General features: G+C 59.7%; 18 protein-coding genes. 10 read left to right on the forward strand and 8 right to left on the reverse strand.

The window, feature by feature from the left end:
- The first annotated feature begins 18 nt into the window (after positions 1–18).
- Together HKK55_RS16090 and HKK55_RS16095 are read left to right on the forward strand one after the other, a co-directional pair.
- Entirely contained in the window at positions 19–630 is a 612-nt protein-coding gene (locus HKK55_RS16090; RefSeq protein ID WP_169355590.1) for an HAD family phosphatase, read from the forward strand.
- 110 nt (positions 631–740) lie between these two features.
- Entirely contained in the window at positions 741–1007 is a 267-nt protein-coding gene (locus HKK55_RS16095; RefSeq protein WP_169355591.1) for a DUF4404 family protein, read from the forward strand.
- A 36-nt stretch (positions 1008–1043) separates the two neighbouring features.
- Here the strand turns inward: HKK55_RS16095 and queF are convergent, their stop codons facing one another.
- The gene (queF, locus tag HKK55_RS16100) at positions 1044–1874 is read right to left on the reverse strand and encodes an NADPH-dependent 7-cyano-7-deazaguanine reductase QueF (RefSeq protein ID WP_169355592.1); all 831 of its coding nucleotides are present in this window, start codon (positions 1872–1874) and stop codon (positions 1044–1046) included.
- A gap of 68 nt (positions 1875–1942) precedes the next feature.
- Positions 1943–2473, reverse strand: a complete 531-nt coding sequence (locus HKK55_RS16105) for a plastocyanin/azurin family copper-binding protein (RefSeq protein WP_169355593.1) — start codon at positions 2471–2473, stop codon at positions 1943–1945.
- Positions 2474–2630: 157 nt separating this feature from the next.
- On the opposite strand from HKK55_RS16105, the gene HKK55_RS16110 reads away from it, so the two are divergent.
- Positions 2631–3311, forward strand: coding sequence for a heavy metal response regulator transcription factor (locus HKK55_RS16110; RefSeq protein WP_169355594.1), 681 nt, complete (start codon positions 2631–2633; stop codon positions 3309–3311).
- Entirely contained in the window at positions 3311–4666 is a 1356-nt protein-coding gene (locus HKK55_RS16115) for a heavy metal sensor histidine kinase (protein WP_169355595.1), read from the forward strand. Before HKK55_RS16110 ends, HKK55_RS16115 begins: the two co-directional genes overlap by 1 nt.
- A 117-nt stretch (positions 4667–4783) precedes the next feature.
- Here the strand turns inward: HKK55_RS16115 and HKK55_RS16120 are convergent, their stop codons facing one another.
- The 3 genes from HKK55_RS16120 to HKK55_RS16130 are packed head-to-tail and all read right to left on the reverse strand — an operon-like array spanning position 4784 to position 8028.
- Positions 4784–6028 (reverse strand): lipoprotein-releasing ABC transporter permease subunit, encoded by a 1245-nt coding sequence (locus HKK55_RS16120; RefSeq protein ID WP_169355596.1) that lies wholly within the window; start codon positions 6026–6028, stop codon positions 4784–4786.
- 58 nt (positions 6029–6086) lie between these two features.
- On the reverse strand, positions 6087–6770 hold the full coding sequence (gene lolD / locus HKK55_RS16125) for a lipoprotein-releasing ABC transporter ATP-binding protein LolD (RefSeq protein ID WP_020372622.1): 684 nt from the start codon (positions 6768–6770) through the stop codon (positions 6087–6089).
- Positions 6771–6777: 7 nt separating this feature from the next.
- Positions 6778–8028, reverse strand: coding sequence for a lipoprotein-releasing ABC transporter permease subunit (locus tag HKK55_RS16130; protein ID WP_169355597.1), 1251 nt, complete (start codon positions 8026–8028; stop codon positions 6778–6780).
- 94 nt (positions 8029–8122) lie between these two features.
- On the opposite strand from HKK55_RS16130, the gene HKK55_RS16135 reads away from it, so the two are divergent.
- Positions 8123–8707 carry a PilZ domain-containing protein gene (locus tag HKK55_RS16135; RefSeq protein ID WP_169355598.1) on the forward strand — a complete coding sequence of 195 codons (585 nt, stop codon included), beginning with the start codon at positions 8123–8125 and terminating at the stop codon, positions 8705–8707.
- Between the two features lie 66 nt (positions 8708–8773).
- Complete coding sequence (locus tag HKK55_RS16140) at positions 8774–9496, forward strand: glycerophosphodiester phosphodiesterase (RefSeq protein ID WP_169355599.1); 723 nt, start codon at positions 8774–8776, stop codon at positions 9494–9496.
- Between the two features lie 42 nt (positions 9497–9538).
- On the opposite strand, the gene sthA is transcribed toward HKK55_RS16140, so the two are convergent.
- Both sthA and HKK55_RS16150 read right to left on the reverse strand, forming a co-directional pair.
- Positions 9539–10933 carry a Si-specific NAD(P)(+) transhydrogenase gene (gene sthA / locus HKK55_RS16145; protein WP_024074093.1) on the reverse strand — a complete coding sequence of 465 codons (1395 nt, stop codon included), beginning with the start codon at positions 10931–10933 and terminating at the stop codon, positions 9539–9541.
- 190 nt (positions 10934–11123) lie between these two features.
- Positions 11124–12137, reverse strand: coding sequence for an FAD:protein FMN transferase (locus tag HKK55_RS16150; RefSeq protein WP_169355600.1), 1014 nt, complete (start codon positions 12135–12137; stop codon positions 11124–11126).
- Positions 12138–12415: 278 nt separating this feature from the next.
- Between HKK55_RS16150 and HKK55_RS16155 the strand changes: the two genes are divergently transcribed.
- Positions 12416–13714 carry an MFS transporter gene (locus HKK55_RS16155; RefSeq protein WP_169355601.1) on the forward strand — a complete coding sequence of 433 codons (1299 nt, stop codon included), beginning with the start codon at positions 12416–12418 and terminating at the stop codon, positions 13712–13714.
- A 160-nt stretch (positions 13715–13874) separates the two neighbouring features.
- Here HKK55_RS16155 and HKK55_RS16160 read toward each other — a convergent pair whose 3' ends face one another.
- Positions 13875–15338, reverse strand: a complete 1464-nt coding sequence (locus HKK55_RS16160; RefSeq protein WP_169355602.1) for a glyceraldehyde-3-phosphate dehydrogenase — start codon at positions 15336–15338, stop codon at positions 13875–13877.
- A 339-nt stretch (positions 15339–15677) separates the two neighbouring features.
- Between HKK55_RS16160 and mfd the strand changes: the two genes are divergently transcribed.
- Genes mfd through HKK55_RS16175 form a run of 3 tightly spaced genes read left to right on the forward strand, consistent with a single transcriptional unit; the run spans position 15678 to position 22410 of the window.
- A complete protein-coding gene (gene mfd, locus HKK55_RS16165) occupies positions 15678–19127 on the forward strand; it encodes a transcription-repair coupling factor (RefSeq protein ID WP_169355603.1) in 3450 nt (1149 codons plus the stop codon).
- A gap of 10 nt (positions 19128–19137) precedes the next feature.
- Positions 19138–19707: a CsiV family protein gene (locus tag HKK55_RS16170; RefSeq protein WP_169355604.1), complete on the forward strand. Its 570-nt coding sequence runs from the start codon at positions 19138–19140 to the stop codon at positions 19705–19707.
- Positions 19708–19716: 9 nt separating this feature from the next.
- On the forward strand, positions 19717–22410 hold the full coding sequence (locus tag HKK55_RS16175) for a DEAD/DEAH box helicase (protein ID WP_169355605.1): 2694 nt from the start codon (positions 19717–19719) through the stop codon (positions 22408–22410).
- The last annotated feature ends 18 nt before the right edge of the window (positions 22411–22428 follow it).

Here is a 22428-nt window from a genome sequence, read left to right on the forward strand (position 1 = left end):
ATTTTCAGGGACGTCGAAATGCCTCACGCCGAGATTGCTGTCGCCAGTGCCCCGTCCTTGACTGCCGTACTGTTCGGCTTGAGTGGCTGCCTGGTGGACTTTGGTTCCCTGGCCCGCCATAACGCCACGCCCTCCCCTGATCCCCATGCCACGCCCGGTGCCCTGAAGATCCTGCGCAGCCTGGAAGATCATGGCATTCCCTGTGCCTGGCTGGACGAGCTGCCGAGCGCCGTTTCCGCAGCCTTGGCTGCCGAGCTGCCACGCTGGGTCAAGGCGACACCTCCCTCCTCCACCCGGTGGCCGGCGCCCCACGCCTGCTGGCAGGCTTTGATGGCGCTGAACATTGAGCGCCTGGAAGGCTGCGTATTGGTCAGTGGTGAACCGCGTCTGCTGCAATCAGGGCTCAACGCCGGGCTATGGACGATCGGCCTGGCCTCCTGCGGCTCGCTGTGCGGGCTCTCCCCTACGCAATGGCAGGCACTGAGCCAACAGGAGCGGGAGCACAAACGCGCCAAGGCGACCATGGCGCTGTATGGGCTGGGAGTGCATTCGGTGATCGATCATCTGGGCGAGTTGGAAACGTGCCTGGCGGACATCAGCCTGCGGCAACTCAAGGGTGAGAAGCCCTGATCGAGATCATGCACAACAGGCGTGAGTGGATTAATCTACAGGTCAGCTCATAGACCTTTATCGGCGTGCCGCGGTCTATGCCAGTGCCTATCGATAAAAGGAAGAACGCCATGCCTGCCCGCGAACAGCTGCAAGAACAGGTCAAATTATTGCGCGAGCAATTGGAACAGAATCCGTTGATGCTTCCTGAGAAACGTGAAGAACTGGAAACATTGATTGCTGAGCTTGAAGTTCAGGAACCGTTGGAAGGCGCCATCCAGGATCCAAGCATCGCCGACGGCGTGAATCTGGCAGTGGAACGCTTTGAGCTGGACCACCCAGGCATCGCCGGGACCTTACGCAGCATTGTGCAGACCCTGGGTAATATCGGGATCTGATAACAAAAGCCCCGCTATCGGGCGGGGCTTCTTGTTTTACTGACGGGCCAGACGCAGGTTCTGGAACGTCATATCTTCCGTACTGCGATACGGATTGATATCCAACCCGCCACGGCGCACATAACGCGCATACACCGTCAATTTTTCCGGCTTCAGTAAGCGCTGCAGGTCCAGGAAGATCCGCTCCACGCATTGCTCGTGGAAGTCCGAGTGCTGACGGAAGCTCACCAGATACTCCAGCAGGCTGGCATGGTCCAGTGCCAAACCGCGGTATTCCACCGCCACACTGCCCCAATCAGGCTGACTGGTCACCGGGCAGTTGGATTTGAGCAGATGACTGTGAACGCTCTCCTCCACCACGCGCGACTCATCACAACGCAGCAGTTCGGGACGCGGGTGCTCGTAGTTGCTGACACTGATATCCAGGTCATCAATGCACACGCCCGGCAGCGATACCACGCCTTCGGCTTCAACATCAGCCAAACGGCGGACTCGCACGCCCACCGGCTTGCCGGCAGCAGCGCTCAGGTCGGTGCGCAACGTCGCTTCAAGGCTCTGGGTATCGGCAAACGGCGTCTGGTTCAGCGAGTTGAGGTACAGCTTGAAGGATTTGGACTCGATGATGTTCGGCGAGTCGGCCGGGATGCTGAATTCACCGATGGCCACCACCGGCTTGCCGGACGGCAGCAACCAAGACAACTCGAAGCAGTTCCAGAAATCCACGCCTTTATACGGCAGGGTCTCGGCGCTCAGGCCCAGCTCGGCCCACTTGGCGGCGCGCGGAATCGGGAACAGCAACGATGGGGTGTAGGTGGAGATGTATTCACTGGACTTGCCCAGCGGCGAATGTTCGGCTGCGGGATGCATGGCGGAAACCTGGCTAAATAAACCCCGCCAGTCTACCAGCCTTGCTCCCGCCTTTGCGCCTCAGGTGTTTACTGACTGACGGTCAGCTTGCCCACCATCCCCGCCTGGTAGTGCCCAGGGATGTTACAAGCAAACTCCAGGGCGCCGGCCTTACTGAAGGTCCAGGTCAGTTCAGCGGTTTTGCCCGGCTCTACCAGTACGCTATTAGGGTCGTCGTGCTTCATCCCGCCCATATCGCCATGGCCCATGGCACTGTGGTCCATATCCCCCATCTTCATGCCCGTCGAGGTGAGCATCCCACTGGACTGCATCTTGAGCATTTCCTGCTGATGACTGGCGTGCATCGCCGCGTCACCGAGGTTGAATTCATGGAGCAACTGACCTTTGTTGACCAGCACAAAACGCACGGTCTCACCGGCCTTTACGTCGAGGGACTTGGGAGAAAAGGAAATGTCCTGCAGTAGCACTTCCACGGTACGCGTGGCTTTGGCGGCAGGCGCTGCCTCACCGAAAGCAAAGGTTTCGGCCGGAGCAGCCAGCACCGGAACACTCAACACCAGCAGGCAACCTGCCAACAACCAGGGTTTACGCAAAAACATGGTCACTCTCCAAAGGGTTTCGAATCAGCCTGTGGGAAACTCTAATGATGCGCTGCTGCCAGTCAGCTGACTGCTAGATTACAACTTTGTCAGGTTGGACCTGCGTCCTGACACCCACGGTATAAAGCCTGCTGTTACCCGTTGCCATGAGCCGCCCATGAAACTGCTGATCGTCGAAGACCAACCGAAAACCGGCCATTACCTGCGCCAGGGCCTGGCCGAAGCCGGGTTCAACACCGAACTGGTGGCTGACGGCACCACCGGTCAGCACCTGGCGCTGACCGGCGACTACGACTTGTTGATCCTCGATGTGATGCTGCCAGGCCGCGACGGCTGGCAGATTCTCCAGGCAGTGCGCAGTGCCGGCATGGATATACCGGTGCTGTTCCTGACGGCGCGGGATGCAGTGGAAGATCGGGTACACGGTCTGGAACTGGGAGCTGACGACTACCTGGTCAAGCCCTTCGCGTTTTCCGAACTGCTGGCCCGGGTGCGCAGCCTGTTGCGCCGTGGCGGTAGCGCCCCTCAGGAAACCAGCCTGCAATTGGCCGACCTGAGCCTGGACCTGATTCGCCGGCGGGTGGAACGCAACGGCCAGCGCATCGACCTGACCGCCAAGGAATTTTCCCTGCTGGAAATGCTGCTACGGCGCCAGGGCGAGGTGCTGCCCAAATCGCTGATCGCTTCCCAGGTCTGGGACATGAATTTCGACAGCGACACCAACATCATCGAAGTAGCCATCCGCCGCCTGCGCCTGAAAGTCGATGACAACTTCCCCAACAAGCTGATTCATACCGTGCGTGGCATGGGTTACGTGCTTGAAGAGCGCTTCTGCTGATGAGGCGAATATCCCTGGCCACCCGCTTGGCGTTGCTGTTTGCTGCCTGTACCGCCGTGGTCTCGTTGCTGGCAGGTGTACTGTTCAATCGCGCCAGCGAAGCCCACTTCATCGAACTGGATCAACAATTGCTCGACGGCAAGGTGGTGGCGCTGCGCAGCGTCTTACAGGGTGCCGACACACTTTCGTTATTTGCCCAGCGTGAAGACCAACTACGCGAAGAACTCCGTCACCAGCCAGACCTGGCCTTGCGGATCAGCGCAGTGGACGGCCAGAGCTGGTTCGATGGGGCACCGGGCATCACCTTGCCTGCAAACGCCGGGCTGTACAGTCTGCAAAGCACCGGAACCGACTACCGCGTGTACAACGCACCTTTGGTAGCGGGCAAGCCAGATTCCCCGCAACTAAGCCTGATCCTGGACATCACCCACCACCAGCACTTCCTGGAGCGCATGCAGCGCCTGATCTGGCTGACCGTCGGCCTCTCGGCCCTGGCGACTGCATTGCTCGGTGCCTGGGCGGCTCGCAGTGGGTTGCGACCATTGCGCCGTATGAGCGAGGTCGCCGCCGGCGTGTCCGCGCACTCCCTGACCCAGCGCCTGCCTCAGGAACAGATGCCCACGGAACTGGCAGAGCTGGCCCAAGCGTTCAATGCCATGCTCGGCCGGCTGGATGACGCCTTTCAACGTCTTTCAGCGTTTTCCGCCGACATTGCCCATGAACTGCGCACGCCCCTGTCGAACCTGCTGACCCATACACAAGTCATCCTCACCCAGCCCCGCCCTCTCGAGGATTACCGCGAAGCCTTGCACAGCAACCTGGAAGAGCTGCAATGGATGGCGCAACTGGTCAATGACATGTTGTACCTGGCCAAGGCCGACCACGGTTTGTTGATACCCAAGCGCGAGCCACTGGAGCTGTCCGATGAGGTGGATGCGTTGTTGGAGTTCTTTGCCCCGCTGGCAGAAGACGCCAAGGTGAACATGTCCCGGGAAGGCAGCGCCGGCACCCTTGGTGACCGCAGCATGCTGCGCCGGGCGCTTTCCAATCTGCTGGATAACGCGCTGCGCTTTACCCCGCAAGGTGGGGAAGTCAGCGTGAGGATTGCTGAAGAGACGCAAGGCGTGAGGCTGAGCGTGGAAAATACCGGGGAAGGTATTCCACAGGCATTACTGCCGAGGTTGTTTGACCGGTTCTACCGGGCGGATCCGGCGCGACATGAAGGTAGCAGCGAGCATGCGGGGCTGGGGTTGGCGATTACCCGCTCGATAGTGCGGGCTCATGGCGGGACGATTCGGTGTGAGTCGGGGGCGGGATGGACTAGGTTTGTGATTGAGTTGCCGCAGGGGTATTGATGCAAGCTGTACCGGCCTCTTCGCGAGCAAGCCCGCTCCCACATTTGACCGCGTTCGCCTTGAATGTACTCGGTCAAAATGTGGGAGCGGGCTTGCTCGCGAAGGCGGTCTTAGGCTTTACGAATACCGAAGGGCATGCGCCGGCTCAATCTTCGCCGCCCGATACGCCGGATAAATCGTCGCCATAAAGCTCAACACAAACCCGGCCGTGCAAATCAGCAACACATCCCCGCCTTGCAGTTCCGAAGGCAGGTTGCTGACGAAATACACATCCGAACTGAAGATATGCTGCCCGGTGACGCGCTCCAGCCAGCCCACCAGCTCACTGACATTAAGTGCCGCAATCACACCAAGCACGCCGCCGATCAACGTACCGACAATCCCGATCACCGTGCCCTGGACGATGAAGATCGCCATGATCTGCCGTGGCGTAGCACCGATGGTACGCAGGATCGCGATGTCGGCGCCCTTGTCGTTCACTACCATAATCAAGGTGGCAATGATATTGAACGCGGCGACGGCGACGATCATCAGCAACAGCAGGCCGATCATGGTCTTTTCCATCTTCATCGCGCTGAACAGGCTGCCCTGGGTGTGGGTCCAGTCATCCGCCTTGTAGTCCGCGCCCAAACTGGCGGCGATATCCGCCGAGACTTTCGGCGCCGCATACAGGTCCTTCACCGCCAGGCGCACGCTTTGCACCTGGTTCGGCTGCCAGTGCTGCATCTCTGCGGCATCGGCGACGTTGATCAACGCCATGGAACCATCCAGCTCGGCACCTACCTTGAACACACCGACTACATTCAAGCGCTGCATACGCGGGGTGATGCCACCGGGGGCGCTGCTGACTTCCGGGACGATCAGGGTCAGCTTGTCACCGACATTCAGACGGAAACGTCGCGCAGTGATCTCACCGACCACCACACCAAATTCGCCGGGTTTAAGGTCTTCAAGGCTGCCCTGGACAATGTGCTGGGCAACAATCGACACCTTGCCCTCCTGGGCTGGATCGACACCGCTGATCTCGATCGGCTGCATCGCGCCCTTATAGGAGAACATGCCATCCATCTGGGTAAACGGCACGGCGGCGGTCACTTCCGGGTTTTTCAGCGCAGCGGCGGCCACCGGCTGCCAATCATTGATCGGATTGACGCCCACGATGGTGGCGTGCGGCACCATGCCGAGGATGCGTGAACTCATTTCCCGCTGGAAACCGTTCATGACCGACAACACCACGATCATCGACAACACGCCCAGGGCGAGGCCGATCATCGAGGTCATCGAGATAAACGAAACAAAACGGTTGCGGCGCTTGGCGCGGGTATAGCGCGTGCCGATGAAAATCGATAACGGTCTGAACATTCGCGGGCACCGTTGAAAAAATAGAAAACCCGGTGCCAGGCGCCGGGCTTGAAACGGGTCAGATGGCGACCAGATGACCTTCCTGCAGGTGCAACACGCGGTCCATCTGCCGCGCCATACTCATGTCATGGGTCACCACCAGGAACGCGGTACGCATCTGGGTGCTCAATTCCAGCATCAAGTCCTTGATGCCCTGGGCCGTGTGGGAGTCGAGGTTGCCAGTGGGCTCGTCGAGCATCACCAGGCCCGGATTGTTGACCAGAGCCCGTGCAATCGCCACACGCTGGCGCTCGCCGCCGGACAATTCGGCCGGTTTGTGTTCCAGGCGATGGCCAAGGCCGACCCGCTCCAGCAGCGCCTTGGCCCGCTGACGAGCCTCCGGAATCGCCGTTTTGCCGATCAACAGCGGCATACAGACGTTTTCCAGGGCGGTGAACTCAGGCAACAGGTGGTGGAACTGGTACACAAAGCCCAACGACCGGTTGCGCAACTGGCCACGAGCCTTCTCACCCAGGGCCGACAACTCTTCACCGGCCAGCCAGACGCTGCCCTGGGACGGCGTATCAAGGCCGCCCAACAGGTTGAGCAAGGTACTTTTGCCGGAACCGGAACTGCCGACGATCGCCACGCGCTCGCCCGGGTGCAGTTCCAGCTGCAGGTTGGAGAGCACCACCACGGATTCCGGGCCTTCCTCGTAGGATTTGCCCAGGTCGCGGCAGCTCAGGATTGCTTTTTCACTCATGCCCGATTCACTCATAACGTAAAGCCTGCGCTGGCTGGGTACGTGCCGCGCGCCAGGCTGGATACAGGGTGGCAAGGAAACTCAGCACCAACGCGGCAGCGCCGACCATCAACACGTCCTGGCTCTGCACCTGGGACGGCAAGTAGTCGATGAAGTAAACGTCGGAGTTAAGAAACTTGTGGCCGATCAGCGTTTCCAGGCCAGCGATGGCAGCGCTGACGTTCAGCGCAGCAAGAATCCCCACCGCCGTGCCGATCAACGTGCCCACCACACCGATTACCGTGCCCTGGACCATAAAGATCGCCATGATCTGCCCCGGCGTCGCGCCGAGGGTCCGCAGAATGGCGATGTCGCCCTTCTTATCGTTCACCACCATCACCAGGGTGGAGATGATGTTGAAGGCGGCGACGGCGACGATCAGCAACAATAGCAGGCCGATCATGGCTTTTTCCATGCGGATCGCCTGATACAGGTTGCCGTGGGTACGGGTCCAGTCGCGGGCGTAGTACTGGCTTTCACCCAAATGCTGGGCGATTTCCCACGAAGTACGCGGCGCGTCGAACAGGTCGTTGAACTTCAGGCGCAGGCCCTGCACCTGATCCGGCTTCCAGCGATGCAGGCGGGCCAGGTCGGTGAGGTTGGTCACGCCCAGGTAGCCGTCGATTTCACCGGCGCCAACGTGGAAGATGCCGACGACAGTGAAGCGCTTCATGCGCGGGAACATGCCGGCCGGAGTCACGGTGACTTCCGGCGCGACGAAGGTCAGCTTGTCGCCAATACCCACGCCGAGCTTGGCGGCGGCCTTGTCACCGATAGCGATGCCAAAACTGCCGGGCGACAAATCGTCCAGTTTGCCCTGCTGCATGAAGTTATCGATGATCGAAACGTTGCGTTCCTGCACCGGATCGATGCCATTGAGCAGGACTTTCTGCACCTTGCCATTGTTGGTCAGCAGGCCTTGCATCTGGGTAAAGGGCGCCACTGCCAGAACCTTGGGGTTCTCCTTGACCTTGGCGGCCAGGCTTTGCCAGTCACTGATGGGCTCACCAGATTCGATGGTGGCGTGGGGCACCATGCCCAGCACGCGGGTGCGCATCTCATGATCGAAGCCATTCATCACCGAAAGCACCACGATCATCACGACTACGCCAAGGGCGAGCCCGATCATCGAGGTCAAGGAAATGAATGACACAAAATGATTGCGACGCTTTGCACGGGTATAACGCGTGCCGATAAATACGAAGAGAGGTCTGAACATGTCGGGGCTTGTTCGGAGGAAAAGAAGACGTCCTTGTGGCGGGGTCAGGTAAGCAGCTTTACACTCAGACCATCACCGCTACCTTGGGTTCGCCATGTCGACATTAGATGAAGAAGATCGCCGCGAATACTACCGTATCGAGGACATGATCGCACTGGAAATTAGCCCTCTGTCCGGCCCGGAGGCAGCGAGCAAGGAAGTGTTACTGGATGATTCGCCGCTGTTCAATCTGCTCAGTGAACTGCACCTGAGCGAGTTTGAGTCCCAGCACCTGCTGCGCCAGATCGGCGAGCGGGACCGAACCCTGGCCGCCTTCCTCAAAGTGCAGAACAAGCGGATCGACCTGCTCAGCCAGATCATGGCGCAAAGCCTGCTGGGCGAGATTGGCACACCGCAACCGGTGATCATTTCCGAGGGCGGCATTGAGTTCCAACACCCTACTGCCCTGGCACCCGACAGCCAGCTGGCGGTCAAGCTGGTGCTGATGCCCCAGGCGCTAGGCCTGCTGTTGCGCGCCAAGGTCACCCATTGCGACGCCAAGCGCGGCGGGTTTGAGATCGGCACCGAGTTCGAAGCCATGACCGACGCCCAGCGCCAGCTACTGGCGCGTTATATCCTGCAAAAGCAGGCCCAGGAGCGACGCCTGGCCCGGGAACAAAGCGACGCCCAAGACACCTGAATACGATCATTGAATGGCCCGTTGTGCCATCCATCCAGCCAGGACACCTGGCGTAAAGGAGCAACTGTGACCCTGATTTATGGCCACCGCGGTGCCAAAGGCGAAGCACCGGAAAACACCCTGACCAGCTTCCAGGAATGCCTCAAGCACGGCGTTCGCCGCTGCGAACTGGATTTGCACCTGTCCATGGACGGCGAGCTGATGGTCATCCATGACCCTACCCTCAAGCGCACCGCCGACCGGCGCGGCAAGGTGGTCGAATACTCGGCAGCCGACCTGGTGAAGATGGACGCGCGCAAGGGCGGCCCGGGCTGGGTCAAGCCTTGCCCGATTCCACGCCTGGAAGAACTGTTCGAGCAATGCGACTTCGATCATTGGCAACTGGAAGTCAAAAGTGCTTCGCGCACGCGGGCTGCGACTACGGTGTTGGCGATTCGGGAAATGGTCCAGCGGTTTGGTCTGATGGACAAGGTCACCGTGACCTCAAGCTCGCGGGAAGTGCTGAAAGCGGCCCTGGACCTGACGCCGGACCTGTCTCGGGGACTGGTGGCCGAATACGCCTGGCTCGACCCATTGAAGGTCGCGGCAAACTATGGCTGTGAGATTCTGGCGCTGAATTGGACGCTGTGCACCCCCGAGCGCCTGGCCAAAGCCCAGCGCCAAGGGCTGCACGTGTCCGTGTGGACGGTCAACGAACCCGCGCTGATGCGCAGGCTCGCCGACTTCGGCGTAGATAGCCTGATTACAGACTTTCCCGGTTTGGCCACTGCCACGCTCGGGAATTACTGAAATCGGTCTCCCCGGCCGGCTCAGGCCACCGGCCGGAGCCGCTCAAAAAAGCCGGTTGAGGCCGTCGTAGGCCGCTACCCGATAGGCTTCAGCCATGGTCGGGTAGTTGAACGTGGTGTTGACGAAATACTTGAGGGTATTTTGCTCGCCCGGCTGGTTCATGATGGCCTGGCCGATGTGCACGATCTCCGAGGCCTGGTAGCCGAAGCAATGTACGCCAAGGACTTCCAGGGTCTCGCGGTGAAACAGAATCTTCAGCATGCCTTGCGGCTCACCGGCGATCTGCGCACGCGCCATGCTCTTGAAGAACGCCTTGCCCACTTCGTAAGGCACCTTGGCCTTGGTCAGCTCGTGCTCGTTTTTGCCGATGGAGCTGATCTCGGGAATGGTGTAGATCCCGGTCGGCACATCGTTGACATAGCGCCAGCTGCCGTTGTCGACAATGCTGCCAGCAGCCGAACGGCCCTGGTCGTGGGCGGCACTGGCCAGGCTCGGCCAGCCGATCACGTCACCGGCACCGTAGATATTGGTCACGCAGGTGCGGTAGTTCTCGTCCACCTCGATCTGGCCACGGCTGTTGACCTTGACCCCGATATTTTCCATACCCAGCTTGTCGGTGTTGCCGGTACGGCCGTTGCACCAGAGCAAGGCGTCGGCCTTGATCTTCTTGCCGGACTTGAGGTGCAGGATCACACCGTTGTCCAAGCCTTCAACGCGGTCGTATTCCTCGTTATGGCGCACGGTGATGTTGTTGTTGCTGAAGTGGTAGCTCAACGCCTGGGAAATTTCCGAGTCGAGGAAGCTCAGCAACTGGTCACGGTTATCCACCAGCTCCACCAACACACCCAGGCCGCTGAAGATCGAGGCGTATTCGCAGCCGATCACACCGGCGCCATAGATAATCAGTTTGCGCGGGGTGTGGCCCAGGCTGAGGATGGTGTCGCTATCGTAGATACGCGGGTGGTGGAAATCGATATCGGCCGGGCGATACGGACGCGAGCCGGTGGCGATTATGATGTGCTTGGCCACCAGTTTCTCGACCACGCCGTTGGCGCAGACTACTTCGACGGTTTGCTCGTCGGCGAAGCTGCCGGTGCCGAAAAACAGGTCGACGCGGTTACGAGCGTAGTAGCCCGTACGCGAGGCAACCTGCTTGGAGATGACTTTCTCAGCGCTCTTGAGCACGTCCGGGAACGAAAACCAGCGCGGCTCACCAATGGCCCGAAACATCGGGTTGGTGTTGAACTGCATGATCTGGCGCACCGAGTGACGCAAGGCCTTGGACGGGATGGTACCCAGGTGGGTGCAGTTACCGCCGACCTGGCGACGGCTATCGACCATCGCCACCTTGCGCCCAGCTTTGGCGGCGTTCATCGCCGCACCTTCTCCAGCCGGGCCGGAACCCAGCACCACTACGTCGTAGTTGTAGACAGCCATGCGTACTCCTCAGAACAGGCCAAGGCGCACGGTTGGGCGCCTGGCTAAATCATGCCGCGGCCAGCGGTCATGAAGGATCAAATGGGCTCAGGTGTATGAACCGGGGCACAGTCTATATAAGCCTCAACGCCGCGCACATTAACCCTTGGTCGCGTCGTAGGCCAGTTTTGCCTTTACTGCATCGTGTTCGTTACGGCTTCACTGCCGTCAGTTGCTCGAACGCCTTGTTGCTCCGTGTGACGAAACCAGTCCCTTCGCGCATCACAAAAAACGCTGCGACCTGGTGCTTTTCCGCGTACGCCCACCCTTGATCCGGGCCGAGGATCAGCAGCAAGGTCGACAATCCATCCGCCATCAACGCTGAAGGCTGCAACACCGTCACCGAGGCCAGTTGATGGGTGATCGGCGCGCCCGTCCGTGCATCGAGGGTGTGGGAATAACGCCGACCATCCTGCTGGAAATAATTGCGATAGTCACCTGATGTAGACACACCGAAGCCATCGACGTTGATGACTCGTTCAGCCACCTGCTGATCGTCCCGAGGCTCTTCCAGGGCAATGCGCCAAGGCGTGCCATCGGGTTTGCGACCGACAGCCTTGAGTTCGCCGGTGGCTTCGGCCAGGTAACTGCGGATGCCCAAGCGAGTCAGTTGCTCGACGATCCGGTCAACGGCATAACCGGCAGCGATGCTGTTGAAGTCGACTTCCACCGCTGCGTCCTTGCACAACTGCTGGCCGTCAATGTGTAGATGAGCATGGCCGACACGCAGACGCACCTGCGCAAGCGTTGCCGCGTCCGGGACTTTTATCTCTCGGGCTTGCGGACCAAACCCCCAGAGATTCATCAGTGGCTCGACCGTCAGGTCGAATGCGCCATCGCTGGCCTGGGACAACTGCTCACCGGTGCGTACCAGGTGCAGGATCGGTTCCGGCATCGACTGGCAACTGTTGGCAGGCAGGTCGTTGAAGCGCTCGATATCGGAATCACTGCGGTAGGTCGACATTTGCCGGTCGACCTCAGCGAGTATGCCCTCGACCTGACGCTGAACTTCATCCGGGCCAGGCACCTCAGCGGTGCGCACATATTTGATCGAATAGGTACTGCCCATGGTCGGGCCGCCGAAGCTTTCCAGGGTTTCACTGGCGCCACAGCCCGCAAGCATCGTCAACAGGCAAAGCACAACCACGTGTCGCAGGCCGACCATAGGCAACAAACCCTTATCGCTAAATTGACTTGGCCAGTAGACAAGCACACCACCAAGGGCAGCCATTATGCGGCCTTTCATCGTGGCCGGCAGGCTCAAACTGGCGGATTTCACTCTCCTGCGGCAATTGGCCAGCTTGCCAACGGTTTTTGTTGCCTGTAGGGCCTGATACACATATCGTTACAAAACTGTTCAGCACAGCCTCGCGCCCAGACTTTGCAGCAAGGACGAGTTGTGATCAGGGATTTCTAATAAGATAGCCAAGATGAGTGAATGACATGTCCACCACGACGGGCAAAGGCAAAGCGATCTTTCGCGTTGTCAGCGGTAACTTTCTCGAAATGTTCGATTTCATGGTCTACGGCTTCTATGCCACGGCCATCGCCAAGACATTTTTCCCTGCCGACAGCGCATTCGCTTCACTGATGTTGTCCCTGGCGACCTTCGGCGCCGGCTTCCTGATGCGCCCGTTGGGGGCCATTTTCCTCGGTGCCTACATCGACCGTCACGGCCGTAAAAAGGGCCTTGTGATCACCTTGGCGCTGATGGCGGCCGGTACGATCCTGATCGCCTGCGTTCCCGGGTATGCCACCCTGGGCGTCGCCGCTCCGCTGATCGTGCTGTTTGGCCGCTTGCTGCAAGGTTTCTCCGCCGGTGTCGAGCTGGGCGGCGTGTCGGTGTACCTGGCGGAAATCGCTACACCAGGCCGCAAGGGCTTCTTCGTCAGTTGGCAGTCCGCCAGTCAGCAAGCGGCTGTAGTGTTCGCCGGCCTGCTGGGCGTGGGCCTGAACCATTGGCTGAGCCCGGAAGAAATGGGTGACTGGGGCTGGCGTGTGCCGTTCCTGATCGGCTGCCTGATCGTGCCGGTGATCTTCGTGATTCGCCGCTCGCTGGAAGAAACCCCGGAATTCCAGGCACGTAAACACCGCCCTACCCTGCAGGAAATCGTCCGTTCGATCGGTCAGAACTTCGGCATCGTCATCGCCGGCATGGCCTTGGTGGTGATGACCACTGTGTCGTTCTACCTGATCACCGCCTACACGCCGACCTTCGGCAAGGCCGAACTGCACCTGTCAGACTTCGACGCACTGCTGGTGACTGTGTGTGTCGGCATCTCAAACTTCATCTGGCTGCCCGTGATGGGCGCAGTATCCGACAAGATCGGCCGCAAACCCCTACTGCTGGGGGCGACCATTCTGGCGATCCTCACCGCTTACCCGGCGCTGTCCTGGCTGGTCGCCAACCCGAGCTTCAGTCACCTGCTGATTGTGTTGTTGTGGCTGTCGTTCCTGTACGGCTCGTACAACGGCGCCATGGTGGTTGCCCTGACTGAAATCATGCCGGTAGAAGTGCGTACCACCGGGTTCTCCCTCGCCTACAGCCTGGCGACGGCGACTTTTGGTGGTTTTACTCCGGCGGCCTGTACTTACTTGATCCATGTGCTGGATAACAAGGCGGCACCGGGGATCTGGCTCAGTGGCGCGGCGGTACTGGGGTTGATTGCGACGTTGATCCTGTTCAAAGGCAATCGGCATGAACTGCGGACTGCGCAGGCTTCGGTGGTTGGCGGCGCTTGATAGGTAGCCATCGCAGGCAAGCCAGCTCCCACATTTGAATGTATTCACAAATCAAAATGTGGGAGCTGGCTTACCTGCGATGGGGCCAGTACAACCAACACAAAAAACTGACACAAAAAAGCCCCGAACCAGTCGGGGCTTTTTCATTTGCCGCTGATGCTTAGCGTGGGAACGCTGGCGGGTTGACCCCGGCCATGTCTTCCATCACGCGAACCACCTGGCAGCTGTAACCGAATTCGTTGTCGTACCAAACGTACAGAACAACACGGTTGTCTTGGGTGATGGTTGCCTCGGCATCCACCACGCCAGCGTGACGCGAGCCAACGAAGTCGGTGGAGACCACTTCCTGGGAATTGACGAAGTCGATTTGCTTATGCAAATCGGAGTGCAGCGCCATGTAGCGCAGGTACTCGTTCATCTCTTCACGGGTGGCGGCTTTCTCAAGGTTCAGGTTGAGAATGGCCATCGACACGTTCGGCGTCGGAACACGGATCGCGTTACCGGTCAGCTTGCCGGCCAGCTCAGGCAGGGCCTTGGCAGCAGCGGTAGCCGCACCGGTCTCGGTGATGACCATGTTCAACGCGGCGCTACGGCCACGGCGATCACCTTTGTGGAAGTTGTCGATCAGGTTCTGGTCGTTGGTGTACGAGTGAACCGTTTCAACGTGACCGTTAACGATGCCGAACTTGTCATTCACAGCTTTCAGCACCGGCACGATGGCGTTGGTGGTGCAGGAAGCGGCGGACACGATCTTGTCGTCAGCGGTGATTTCACCATGGTTGATGCCGTGCACGATGTTCTTCAGCTTGCCTTTGCCAGGCGCAGTCAGAACAACGCGGTCGATACCCGGGCAGGCCAAGTGCTGACCCAGGCCTTCGGCGTCACGCCACACACCGGTGTTGTCCACCAGCAGTGCGTCCTTGATGCCGTACTGGGTGTAATCCACCTCAGCCGGGTTCTTCGCGTAGATCACCTGGATCAGGTTACCGTTGGCGGTGATGGTGTTGTTTTCTTCGTCGATGACGATGGTGCCGTTGAACGGACCGTGTACCGAGTCGCGACGCAGCAGGCTTGCGCGTTTGGTCAGGTCGTTGTCGGCACCTTTACGCACAACGATGGCGCGCAAGCGCAGGCCGTCGCCGCCACCGGTTTTTTCGATCAGGATACGCGCCAGCAGACGGCCGATACGACCGAAGCCGTAAAGCACAACGTCCGTGCCTTTGCGGGCCGAAGCGTTCTGCTGGCCAACCACGTCGGCCATTTCTTCACGGACGAACTGCTCAGCAGTGCGGCCATTGGCTTCGTTGCGGAATTTGTAGGCCAACTTGCCCAGGTCTACCGAGGCCGCGCCGAGCTTGAGCTCGCTCATGGCTTTGAGCAGAGGGAATGTTTCGTGGACGGAGAGTTCGCTATCGTCGGCAGAACGATGGCGAGCAAAGCGATGAGCCTTGAGAATCGCGATGACTGATTGGTTGATCAGGCTGCGGCCATAGATCGAGCTCACCACATTGTTATTGCGGTATAGCTGACCGATAAGCGGAATCATCGCTTCAGCGAGTGCTTCACGGTCGATCCATTCACCAAGACACTGGTCGGGCTTCTGAGTCACGGGAACCTTCCACATGTAGGGGCAGAAAAAAGGGGCTACATTATGCCGCCCGACTGCCCTTGGAGCAATGCGCGCTCCGCAACAAAACCTCTTGCAAAAAAATATCACCGCGCTGGAGCCCAGTAAATACGTGGCTTTCAGCGCACCCCTTGCGGGACCTCCAGAGCAAAGTGTCCGTAACCCTCCGAAAAATACGCTGTTTTCAGCACTACATAATGAGTCAAAAGACAGCTTTGTTTGTCTTAGCCACTACATTTCCCTCAATACGTATTAGGCACAGTCAGCAACTGACAGGCGGCACCCTGGGCCGTTACAATTACCGACTTTGTCGCAACGCTTGGAGCTCAACCTTCCGTGCCCGTTCTGCGTCTACCGCTACTCCCTGCCGAGGCAGGTAAACAGCATTGGGGCAATTTGCCCGGTGCCGCCCTGAGCCTGGCCATTGCCGAGGCTGCCAGCGCAGCCAAGCGCTTTACCCTGCTGCTCACCGCCGACAGCCAAAGCGCCGAGCGACTGGAGCAGGAGCTGAGCTTCTTCGCCCCCGATTTGCCGGTGCTGCATTTCCCGGACTGGGAAACTCTGCCCTACGATCTGTTTTCGCCGCACCAGGACATCATCTCCCAGCGAATCGCCAGCCTTTATCGCCTGCCGGAGCTGGCCCATGGTGTGCTGGTGGTGCCAATCACCACGGCGCTGCACCGCCTGGCGCCGACCAAATTCCTGCTGGGCAGCAGCCTGGTGCTGGATATCGGCCAGAAGCTCGACGTGGAACAGATGCGCACCCGGCTTGAAGCCAGCGGTTATCGTTGCGTCGACACGGTGTACGAACACGGTGAGTTCGCGGTACGCGGCGCCTTGATCGACCTGTTCCCGATGGGCAGCAAACTGCCTTATCGGATCGACCTGTTCGACGACGAAATCGAAACCCTGCGCACCTTCGATCCGGAAAACCAGCGTTCCATCGACAAGGTCGAGTCGGTCAAGCTGCTGCCGGCACGGGAATTCCCGCTGCAAAAAGATGCCGTCACGCGTTTCAAGGCGCGTTTTCGCGAGCGCTTTGATGTGGACTTCCGTCGCTGCCCGATCTTTCAGGACTTGAGCAGCGGGATTACTCCCGCCGGTATCGAGTACTACCTGCCGCTGTTCTTCGACGAGACCTCGACGCTCTTCGATTACCTGCCCCAGGACACCCAAGTGTTCTCGTTGCCAGGTATTGAACAGGCCGCGGAAAACTTCTGGAATGACGTGCGCAACCGGTATGAAGAGCGCCGCGTCGATCCTTCCCGGCCTTTATTACCACCGGCCGAATTGTTCCTGCCGGTGGAAGACTGCTTCGCCCGCCTGAAAAACTGGCCACGGGTGGTTGCCAGCCAACAGGACGTGGAAACCGGCGTTGGCCGTGAGCGTTTCCCAGCTCAAGCCTTGCCCAATCTCGCGATTGAAGCCAAAGCCAGCCAACCTCTCGAAGCGCTTTCGAACTTTCTCGGCGACTTCCCTGGCCGCGTGCTGTTTACTGCCGAATCCGCCGGGCGTCGTGAAGTGCTGCTGGAACTGCTGGAACGCCTGAAGCTGCGACCAAAAACCGTCGACAGCTGGCCGGACTTTGTCGCCAGCAAACATCGCCTGGCAATCACCATTGCGCCGCTGGATGAAGGCCTGTTGCTGGATGATCCGGCCCTGGCGCTGATTGCCGAAAGCCCGCTGTTCGGTCAACGCGTGATGCAGCGTCGCCGTCGCGAAAAACGCGCCGATGCCAACAACGATGCCGTGATCAAGAACCTCACCGAGCTGCGCGAAGGCGCGCCGGTGGTGCATATCGACCACGGTGTCGGCCGCTACCTGGGCCTGCAGACCCTGGAAATCGACAATCAGGTCGCCGAATTCCTCACCATGGAGTACGCCGAGGGCGCCAAGCTGTATGTGCCCGTGGCCAACCTGCACCTGATCGCCCGCTATACCGGCAGCGACGACGCCCTGGCGCCGTTGCACCGCCTGGGTTCCGAGACCTGGCAGAAAGCCAAGCGCAAAGCAGCCGAACAAGTGCGCGACGTGGCCGCCGAGTTGCTGGACATTTATGCCCGCCGCGCTGCGCGTGAAGGGTATGCGTTCGCCGACCCGAAAGCCGACTACGCCACCTTCAGCGCCGGCTTCGCTTTCGAAGAAACCCCGGACCAGCAAACCACCATCGACGCCGTGCGCGCCGATATGCTCGCGCCCAAGCCGATGGATCGCCTGGTCTGCGGCGACGTGGGTTTCGGCAAGACCGAAGTGGCCATGCGTGCAGCCTTTATTGCGGTACACGGCGGGCGCCAAGTGGCGATCCTGGTGCCGACCACCCTGCTCGCCCAGCAGCACTACAACAGCTTCCGCGACCGCTTTGCCGATTGGCCGGTGAGCGTGGAAGTGATGAGCCGCTTCAAGTCCGCCAAGGAAGTGAACGCCGCCATCGCTGATCTGGCAGAAGGCAAGATCGATATTGTTATCGGCACTCACAAGTTGCTGTCGGACGATGTGAAGATCAAAAACCTTGGGTTGGTGATCATCGACGAAGAGCACCGCTTCGGTGTCCGTCAGAAGGAACAGCTCAAGGCCCTGCGCAGTGAAGTCGACATCCTGACCCTCACCGCCACGCCAATCCCACGCACGCTGAACATGGCGGTGTCGGGCATGCGCGACCTGTCGATCATTGCCACGCCGCCAGCGCGTCGTTTGTCGGTACGCACCTTCGTCATGGAGCAGAACAAAAGTACGGTCAAGGAAGCGTTGCTGCGTGAGTTACTGCGTGGCGGCCAGGTCTACTATCTGCACAACGATGTGAAAACCATCGAGAAGTGCGCCGCCGACCTCGCCGAACTGGTACCGGAAGCCCGAATCGCCATCGGCCACGGGCAGATGCGCGAGCGCGATCTCGAACAGGTGATGAGCGACTTCTACCACAAGCGCTTCAACGTGCTGATTGCCTCGACCATCATCGAGACCGGCATTGACGTGCCGAGCGCCAACACCATCATCATCGAGCGTGCCGACAAGTTCGGCCTGGCGCAGTTGCACCAGTTGCGCGGCCGGGTCGGGCGCAGTCACCACCAGGCGTATGCCTATTTGCTCACGCCGCCGCGTCAGCAGATCACCTCCGACGCCGAGAAGCGCCTGGAAGCCATCGCCAACACCCAGGACCTGGGCGCCGGCTTCGTGCTGGCCACCAACGACCTGGAAATCCGTGGCGCCGGCGAACTGCTGGGGGATGGCCAGAGCGGGCAGATCCAGGCGGTGGGTTTCACCCTTTATATGGAAATGCTCGAGCGCGCCGTGAAAGCCATCCGCAAGGGTGAGCAACCGAACCTGGATCAACCGCTGGGTGGTGGCCCGGAAATCAACCTGCGCTTGCCTGCGTTGATTCCCGAAGACTACTTGCCGGATGTGCATGCGCGGCTGATTCTGTACAAACGTATCGCCTCGGCCACCGACGAAGAGGGTCTCAAGGACCTGCAAGTGGAAATGATCGACCGCTTCGGCCTGCTGCCCGAACCGACCAAGAACCTGGTGCGCCTGACCCTGCTCAAATTGCAGGCCGAGCAACTGGGGATCAAGAAGGTCGACGCCGGGCCGCAAGGTGGGCGCATCGAGTTCGAAGCGCAGACGCCGGTGGATCCACTGGTGTTGATCAAGCTGATTCAGGGCCAACCCAATCGCTACAAGTTCGAAGGGGCTACGCTGTTCAAGTTCATGGTGCCGATGGAACGTGCCGAAGAACGCTTTAATACATTGGAGGCGCTGTTTGAGCGCCTCATCCCGAAATCTGCTTGAAGGACGCCCCATGCGCCTGTTCCGCATTCTGAGCTTGTTGTTGGTGGTCGTCGCACCGTCGGCGTTTGCCGATAGCCTGTATCAGGTAGAAATGATCCTGATCCGCCAGAATGCGGAACCGGTGATTAACAGCCGCGCAGCCCCAGAAGACTGGGCCGCCGGGGCGCCACGCCTGGGCACCGATAAAATGAGCCCACCGCGGCTGACGAACATTATCGACAAGCTCCGCACTGACAGTAATTACACCGTGTTGCTGCACAAAGCATGGGAACAGAGCCTCGGCGAGCAACCGGTCAAGCTGGCCATCAGCGACGGTCAGGAACAGTTCGGTCAATTTCCTATTGAGGGCACCCTGAACCTGCAACTGGGCCGTTTTACCGACATGGATGCAGACTTCTGGGTCAACCAGTTCGACAGCAATGGCAGCGTGATCGCCAGTGAACACCTCAATCAAAAAGACGTGCGCACCAAGAATAACCAGCTCAACTACCTGGACGGCGGCCACCTGGCCCTGCTGATCAAGATCACCTCGCTGACCGCTAAGCCGCCCAGCGCACCACCGCCCGAGCTTCAGGACTGATCCTGCGCCATGCCCCTGACGTCGTCGTTGACCAAACCCCTGGCCCCTTCATGGGCCAACCGCTTCAAAGAGCAAAGCCTTGAGCGCGGCCGGCGCTACGCCCTGGAAAACCGCGTGCGGATCGTCGAGTCCGGCGACAGCACGATCATTGCCAGCTGCGAGGGCTCGGGCGGCAATGTCTATCGCCAGACCATCGAGTTACGCGAGTCAGCCAAGGGCACTTTGATTCTGGTGGACAGCCGCTGCACTTGCCCTGTGCACACCAATTGCAAACACATCGCTGCGGTGCTGCTCAAGGTTCAGGAAACCCTGGCCTACCCGGCAGCCGCCAAAGATGCCGAACTGCTGGAAAAGCTCCAGGCGGTGCTGGACAACCGTGTGGTGTTGCCCCAAGTGGTGCTGGACGACGTGCAGCCGGTGCCGCGCCTATGGCTGGCGAGTATCGAGTTCAGCGCGTTCGAACCCCGCAACGGCAAGATGCAGCGTTATATCCAGCATCGCGCGGCGCTGTCGTTCAATTATCAAGGCAACTACGTCAGTGGGCAGAAGAATGCCGACATCATCGTCCGCCAGGAAACGCAAAGCCTGCGGATCAAGCGCCATCCTGAAGTGGAACAACAGTTTCGCGAACAACTGCGCTTGCTTGGCTTCAAGATCGCCACCCGCCAGAGCAAGGCCCTGCCGGAGAGTGCTGGCGAACTGTTCGAAATGGTCAATGACAGCGCCTGGCTGAACTTCACCCTGAATGCTTCGCCCGGGTTACGCGCCCAAGGCTGGGAATTGCAGATAGATGAAGATTTCGGCTTCGACCTGACGGCCGTGGACGACTGGTACGCCACCGTCGATGAAGTTCCGGAGCGCGACTGGTTCGACCTGGAGCTGGGGATCATCGTCAACGGCGAGCGGCTGAGCCTGCTGCCGATCCTGTTGAACCTGATGCGCTCCCACACCGAGATCCTCAACCCGGAAAAACTCGCCCGCCGCCGCGATGACGAACTGATCCTGGTGAACATCCCGGCCCTGCCCAACGGCGGCCACGGACCTCTGCAAGTTGCCCTGCCCTACGGCCGGCTGAAACCGGTGCTGGCCACGCTTGGCGAGTTCTACCTGCAAGAGCCTGGCACCACCACATTGCGCCTGAGCAAGGCCGACGCAATCCGCCTCAACCCGCTGGAAGACCTGCCGCTGCAATGGGAAGGTGGTGAGCAAATCCGCAACTTCGCCCAGCGCCTGCGGGACATCAAGGATTTCACCGCCACGGCACCCGAAGGCCTGAATGCGACCTTGCGCCCCTACCAGCTGGAAGGTTTGAGCTGGATGCAGTCGCTGCGGCAACTGGAAGTCGGCGGGATTCTTGCGGACGACATGGGCCTGGGAAAAACCCTACAAACCCTGGCGCATATTCTCAGCGAAAAAATCGCCGGGCGTCTGGATCGCCCGTGCATGGTGGTGATGCCCACCAGCCTGATTCCTAACTGGCTTGACGAGGCCGCGCACTTCACACCGCAGCTCAAGGTGCTGGCGCTGTACGGTGCCGGGCGCAAAAAGCACTTCGCACAACTGCAGGACTACGACCTGCTGCTCACCACCTATGCCTTGCTGCCCAAGGACATTGAGCCACTGGCCGCCCAGCCCTTGCACGTACTGATCCTCGACGAAGCCCAGTACATCAAGAACCCCACCAGCAAGGCCGCCCAGGCCGCGCGCGAGCTGAATGCCCATCAGCGCCTGTGCCTTTCAGGTACGCCGCTGGAAAATCACTTGGGCGAGCTGTGGTCGCTGTTTCACTTCCTGTTGCCGGGTTGGCTGGGGGACGTGAAAAGCTTTAATCGTGATTACCGCGTGCCCATCGAAAAGCGTGCCAGTGAAGTGCGATTGCAGCACCTTAACGGTCGGATCAAACCCTTCCTGCTGCGCCGTACCAAGGAGCAGGTAGCAACGGAGTTACCGCCCAAGACCGAAATCATCCACTGGGTCGACCTCAACGAGGCCCAGCGCGACGTGTATGAAACCATGCGCCTGGCCATGGACAAGAAAGTCCGCGATGAGATCACCCTCAAGGGCGTGGCCCGCAGCCAGATCATCATCCTGGAAGCGCTGCTCAAGTTGCGTCAGGTGTGCTGTGATTTGCGCCTGGTGAACGACGCGACCCTGCCCACACGAGGTAGCAGCTCGGGCAAGCTCGACAGCCTGATGGAAATGCTTGAGGAGTTGTTTGCCGAAGGACGCAGGATTCTGCTGTTTTCCCAGTTCACTTCAATGCTCAGCCTGATCGAAGTAGAACTGAAGAAGCGCAACGCTGCCTACGCGCTGTTGACCGGCCAAACCCGTGATCGGCGTACGCCGGTGAAAGACTTCCAGAGCGGCAAGTTGCAGATATTCCTGATCAGCCTCAAGGCAGGCGGTGTCGGGCTCAACCTGACGGAAGCCGACACGGTGATTCACTACGACCCGTGGTGGAACCCGGCCACCGAAAACCAGGCGACCGACCGTGCGTATCGCATTGGCCAGGAGAAGCCGGTGTTCGTCTACAAGATGATTGCCCGGGGTACCGTGGAAGAGAAAATCCAGCATTTGCAGAAGGAAAAGTCTGACCTCGCGGCGGGCGTTCTGGATGGGCGGACGACGGGGGATTGGAAATTGGGCAATGAGGATATTGAGGCGTTGTTTGCGCCGTTGCCTCACAAACAGGAAAAGCGCTGACGGTTAGATTGCCTTCGC

Origin of the sequence: Pseudomonas sp. ADAK18, from assembly GCF_012935695.1 — a bacterium.
Taxonomy (GTDB): domain Bacteria; phylum Pseudomonadota; class Gammaproteobacteria; order Pseudomonadales; family Pseudomonadaceae; genus Aquipseudomonas.

Bases quoted from the DNA above. Each gene is read 5' to 3' on its own strand.
- HKK55_RS16105 (WP_169355593.1), bottom strand. From the start codon at position 2,473: ATGTTTTTGCGTAAACCCTGGTTGTTGGCAGGTTGCCTGCTGGTGTTG.
- HKK55_RS16150 (WP_169355600.1), bottom strand. From the start codon at position 12,137: ATGGTCGGCCTGCGACACGTGGTTGTGCTTTGCCTGTTGACGATGCTT.
- HKK55_RS16130 (WP_169355597.1), bottom strand. From the start codon at position 8,028: ATGTTCAGACCTCTCTTCGTATTTATCGGCACGCGTTATACCCGTGCA.
- HKK55_RS16120 (WP_169355596.1), bottom strand. From the start codon at position 6,028: ATGTTCAGACCGTTATCGATTTTCATCGGCACGCGCTATACCCGCGCC.
- HKK55_RS16095 (WP_169355591.1), top strand. From the start codon at position 741: ATGCCTGCCCGCGAACAGCTGCAAGAACAGGTCAAATTATTGCGCGAG.
- HKK55_RS16170 (WP_169355604.1), top strand. From the start codon at position 19,138: ATGCGCCTGTTCCGCATTCTGAGCTTGTTGTTGGTGGTCGTCGCACCG.
- HKK55_RS16115 (WP_169355595.1), top strand. From the start codon at position 3,311: ATGAGGCGAATATCCCTGGCCACCCGCTTGGCGTTGCTGTTTGCTGCC.
- HKK55_RS16155 (WP_169355601.1), top strand. From the start codon at position 12,416: ATGTCCACCACGACGGGCAAAGGCAAAGCGATCTTTCGCGTTGTCAGC.
- HKK55_RS16110 (WP_169355594.1), top strand. From the start codon at position 2,631: ATGAAACTGCTGATCGTCGAAGACCAACCGAAAACCGGCCATTACCTG.
- HKK55_RS16135 (WP_169355598.1), top strand. From the start codon at position 8,123: ATGTCGACATTAGATGAAGAAGATCGCCGCGAATACTACCGTATCGAG.
- HKK55_RS16090 (WP_169355590.1), top strand. From the start codon at position 19: ATGCCTCACGCCGAGATTGCTGTCGCCAGTGCCCCGTCCTTGACTGCC.
- HKK55_RS16175 (WP_169355605.1), top strand. From the start codon at position 19,717: ATGCCCCTGACGTCGTCGTTGACCAAACCCCTGGCCCCTTCATGGGCC.
- lolD (WP_020372622.1), bottom strand. From the start codon at position 6,770: ATGAGTGAAAAAGCAATCCTGAGCTGCCGCGACCTGGGCAAATCCTAC.
- queF (WP_169355592.1), bottom strand. From the start codon at position 1,874: ATGCATCCCGCAGCCGAACATTCGCCGCTGGGCAAGTCCAGTGAATAC.
- HKK55_RS16160 (WP_169355602.1), bottom strand. From the start codon at position 15,338: ATGTGGAAGGTTCCCGTGACTCAGAAGCCCGACCAGTGTCTTGGTGAA.
- sthA (WP_024074093.1), bottom strand. From the start codon at position 10,933: ATGGCTGTCTACAACTACGACGTAGTGGTGCTGGGTTCCGGCCCGGCT.